The organism is Streptomyces sp. XY431, from assembly GCF_001279805.1.
Taxonomy (GTDB): Bacteria; Actinomycetota; Actinomycetes; order Streptomycetales; family Streptomycetaceae; genus Kitasatospora; species Kitasatospora purpeofusca.
The window spans coordinates 1-3926 of the sequence record NZ_LGDO01000200.1 but is presented as its reverse complement, the minus strand read 5'-3'; the positions used below and the strand labels follow the sequence as shown (position 1 = coordinate 3926).

Sequence of the window (3926 nt, the reverse complement as noted above, 5' to 3'; positions counted from 1 at the left end):
CGGGGAACTCGATCCAGCCGTCCGAAGTGCTGCGGCCCTGGACCCACTTGGTGTTGATGCCGTCGACGTCGGCCTTGTCGGCGTGGACGGTGCCCCAGGCCTCGCCGCCGTCCTTGCGGATGTCGACGCCGTCCTGCGGGAAGCCGATCCAGCCCTTCCCGGCGTCGCGGTCGCCGACCCACTTGGTGTTGAGGCCGTTGACGTCCACCTTGTCGGCGGTGAGGGCACCGAGGTCCTGGTTGCCGTCCTTGTGGAGGGTGGCGCCGGGCTGGGTGAACTCGATCCAGCCGCTTCCGGCGTCACGGCTGCCGGCCCAGGTGGTGTTGACGCCCTCCACGTCGGCGCGGGCGGCGGTGAGGACGCCCAGGTCGCTGTTCGACCCGTGGTAGACGTTGACGCCGCGGTCCGGGAAGGTGATCCAGCCGGCGCTGTCGGTGCGGCCCTGCACCAGCCGGGTGGTCACGTTGTCCACGTCGGCCTTGTCGGCCCTGATCCGGCCCAGGTCGCCGCTCGGGTTGCGGACCTCCGCGCCGTCCGTGGCGAGCACCAGCCGGCCCTTGTTCGCGATGCCCTCCACCCACAGGGTGCGTGTCCCGCTCGCGAACTCGGGGATCACCGCGTGCACGGTGGTGGTGAGGAAGTAGCCGCGCTGCTGCCCGCCGCCGGCTGCCTTCGCGACCAGGGTGTAGGTGGTGCCGCGCTTCGGGGCGGCCGTGGTCCAGGAGTACTCCTGGTGGGCCGGAGCGGCCCCCGCCACCGCCGGTTCGCGGCGGACCTCGGCGCCCGTCTGGTCGAGGATCGCGTAGTCGAGGCTGTTGGGGCCGTCCCAACGGAGCACGAGCTGCTCGCCCGCGTCGACGTCCAGCAGTGACTTGTCCGCGCGGAAGTTGCGCGGGACCAGCGGCGTCTGCTTCGCCAGCCCGAGGTAGGTGGTGTAGTGGTCCTGCCGCATGGCGATGTTGGCGTCCCCGCCGCCGGCCCGCTCGCGGATCTCCAGCAGGCTCAGGCCCGCGCCGGCGGCGACCGGGATGTTCTCCAGCTTCAGCACCAGCGCGCCGTGGGCGTCCAGCAGCGCGAACTGCCGGGTGGGCGGCTGCGCTTGGGAGAGCCGGGCCCGGAAGCAGTCGTTGACGGGGTCCCAGGCGAACTCCAGCGGGTCGTCCCAGGGGCTGGAGTACGTCCGCTCGATGGTGGCGGTGACCGCCGAGGGGGTGTCGGTCAGGTTCGAGGACTGGGCGAGCAGTGGCAGGGCCACGTCGATGTAGTCCCACTCCACCTGGGCCTGGTGGGTGTTGGAGACGATCAGGTACACCGTCCCCACGGAGGGCTCGTTGGGGAGCGATGCTTGGAGCGATGTCGGATCCGCGACGATCTCGTAGTGCAGCAAGGACGGCACAGTACGGACTCCCTGGCTCGGCGTTTCACACGGTGCGCACGACAATCCGGATGTGTGCGTGCGCGGGTTGACGGCGGAACGGGTGCCTACGGACCTGTCGACCGTAGGCACCGCCCCGCCGTCCGGGTGCCGCGATTGCCGGGAGCTGGCCCGAACCGGACCCGCTCTGGCCGGAACGGACGTGTGAACTCCGATGAAACAAAAAGGAGTTGATGGAGGTGTGAGACCGGTGCCGCAGGTGCTCAGGGGGACAGCGGCTTGGCCAGCACCAACTCGCGGGAGACGCCGTCCGGGAGCAGGTCGCCCGGCTCGCCGGTGTCGGTGAAGCCGACGCGCTCGTAGAGGGCGATGGCGTGCGGGTTGTGCGGCATCACGGCGAGGCGCAGGGTGGCGAAGCCCTGCTTGGTCGCCCACTGCTCGATCTCGGCGATCAGCCGGGCGCCGACGCCCCGGCCCCGGGCCTTCGGGTCCACCCACATCGAGATCAGCTCCGCGTGCCCAGCCTCCGGCACTCCGGTGGCCATCGCGGCGGGCACGCCGTCGACGAGGGCGACGAGGTCGAGGGCGCCGGGGATCTCCAGCCGGGAGCGCCAGCGTTCCTCCCGGTCGCCCTCGCCCTGCCAGCCGGCGAGGGTGGAGCCGAAGGCGTACGGCGCCTCGGCGAGGGCGGCGAGGCGCAGCTCCCGGAAGAGCGGCCAGTCGTCGGAGGTGAGTTCGCGCAGTTCGATCATGGCAATGACAATGCACTGTCCTGATCTGCGCGAACAAGCGGTTTATCCGCAGCCGAGCCCGAGCCCGAGCCCGAGCCCGAGCCCGAGCCCGGCGCCGCGCCCCGATGTCGACCCCCGGCCCGCCTCACCCCGCGAGCGGCGGGTTCAGCCGCGCGAAGGCCTCCTGGCGGCGGTACGGGAAGTAGGGGTACGGCGCCGTCCGGACGCTCGCCGCGTCCAGCCGGGCGACCTGCTCCGCCGTGAGCTCCCAGCCCACCGCGCCGAGGTTCTGGCGCAGCTGCTCCTCGTTGCGGGCGCCGATGATGACGGACGAGACGGTGGGGCGGCGCAGCAGCCAGTTGAGCGCCACCTGGGGGACGGTGCGCCCGGTCTCGGCGGCGATCGCGTCCAGCGCGTCCACCACGTCGTACAGCAGCTCGTCCGCCACCGGCGGGCCGTAGTCGGCGGTGTCGTGGAGGCGGCTGCCGGGCGGGACCGGGGCGCCGCGGCGGATCTTCCCGGTGAGGCGGCCCCAGCCGAGCGGGCTCCACACCAGCGCGCCGACGCCCTGGTCCTGGCCGAGCGGCATCAGCTCCCACTCGTAGTCGCGGCCGACGAGGGAGTAGTAGACCTGGTGGGCGACGTACCGGGGCCGGGCGTCGCGGTCGGCGGCGGCGAGCGACTTCATCAGCTGCCAGCCGGAGAAGTTGGACACGCCGGTGTAGCGCACCTTGCCGGCCCGGACCAGCTCGTCCAGGGTGCCGAGCACCTCCTCGACGGGGGTGGCGGCGTCGAAGGCGTGCAGCTGGAAGAGGTCGAGGTGGTCGGTGCCGAGACGGCGCAGGGCGGCGTCGACGGCGGTGGTGAGGCGGGCGCGGGAGGTGCCGGCGTCGTTGGGGCCGTCGCCGGTGGGCAGGCCGGCCTTGGTGGAGATCAGCACCTGGTCGCGGCGGCCCTTGATCGCCTGGCCGAGGACCTCCTCGGAGGCGCCGTCGGAGTAGACGTCGGCGGTGTCGAACAGGGTGACGCCGGCGTCGATGGCGATGTCCAGCAGGCGGCGCGCGTCCTGGGCGTCGCTGGTGCCCCAGGCGCCGAACAGCGGGCCGCGGCCGCCGAAGGTGCCGGTGCCGAGGGAGAGCGCGGGGACGGTGAGGCCGGACGCGCCGAGGCGGCGGTACTCCATGAGAGGTGTTCCCTTCGCTAACGGGACTTCTGTGCCGTTAAGATGTCTCGACCCTAGCACTGCCACGCTCACTAATGGAACAGGAGTCCCGTTAATGACAACCTCGGGCATGCAGCGACCCGGCGGCCGGACCGCCCGCGTCCGGATCGCCGTCCTCAAGGCCGCCGAGGACGCCCTGGTCGAGGTCGGCTTCGCCGGGCTCGACCTCGGCGACGTCGCCCGCCGCGCCGAGGTCGGCCGCACCACCGTCTACCGTCGCTGGGGCTCCGTCGGCGCCCTGCTCGCCGACCTGCTCACCGACATGGCCGAACAGTCCCTCCCGCGCGCCCGCACCGGCTCCCTCGCCGAGGACCTCCGTACCAACGCCCGCCTGGTCGCCCGTACCCTGGCCGACCCCCGGCAGGGCGCCCTCTTCCGCGCCGTCCTCGTCGCCGCCGCCTGCGACCGCGACGCCGCCGAGGCCCTGCACCGCTTCTACCGCGCCCGGGTGGAGGAGTGGGCCCCGTGCGTCACCGAGGCCGTCGACCGAGGCGAGCTCCCGCCCGACACCGACCCCGTCGAGGTCGTCCGCGCCGTCTCCGCCCCCCTCTACTACCGGATGCTCACCACCCCCGACCCCCTCGACGAGGGCGCCGAC

General features: G+C 72.7%; 4 protein-coding genes. 1 reads left to right on the top strand and 3 read right to left on the bottom strand.

The genetic code is table 11. The features are described from left to right. The 3 genes from ADK60_RS20220 to ADK60_RS20210 form a co-directional block, all read right to left on the bottom strand. Positions 1-1396 (bottom strand): hypothetical protein (locus ADK60_RS20220; protein WP_159400507.1); only part of this gene is annotated, 1396 nt, incomplete at its 3' end. 242 nt (positions 1397-1638) lie between these two features. Continuing rightward, positions 1639-2127 carry a GNAT family N-acetyltransferase gene (locus ADK60_RS20215; RefSeq protein WP_053647842.1) on the bottom strand — a complete coding sequence of 163 codons (489 nt, stop codon included), beginning with the start codon at positions 2125-2127 and terminating at the stop codon, positions 1639-1641. Between the two features lie 124 nt (positions 2128-2251). Further along, positions 2252-3289 (bottom strand): aldo/keto reductase, encoded by a 1038-nt coding sequence (locus ADK60_RS20210; protein WP_053647840.1) that lies wholly within the window; start codon positions 3287-3289, stop codon positions 2252-2254. A 94-nt stretch (positions 3290-3383) separates the two neighbouring features. On the opposite strand from ADK60_RS20210, the gene ADK60_RS20205 reads away from it, so the two are divergent. Beyond that, the coding region (locus tag ADK60_RS20205) for a TetR/AcrR family transcriptional regulator (protein WP_053647846.1) at positions 3384-3926 on the top strand (543 nt) is incomplete at its 3' end.

Excerpts from the sequence above, each read along its gene's own strand:
- ADK60_RS20210 (WP_053647840.1), bottom strand. The coding sequence starts at position 3,289 with ATGGAGTACCGCCGCCTCGGCGCGTCCGGCCTCACCGTCCCCGCGCTC.
- ADK60_RS20215 (WP_053647842.1), bottom strand. The coding sequence starts at position 2,127 with ATGATCGAACTGCGCGAACTCACCTCCGACGACTGGCCGCTCTTCCGG.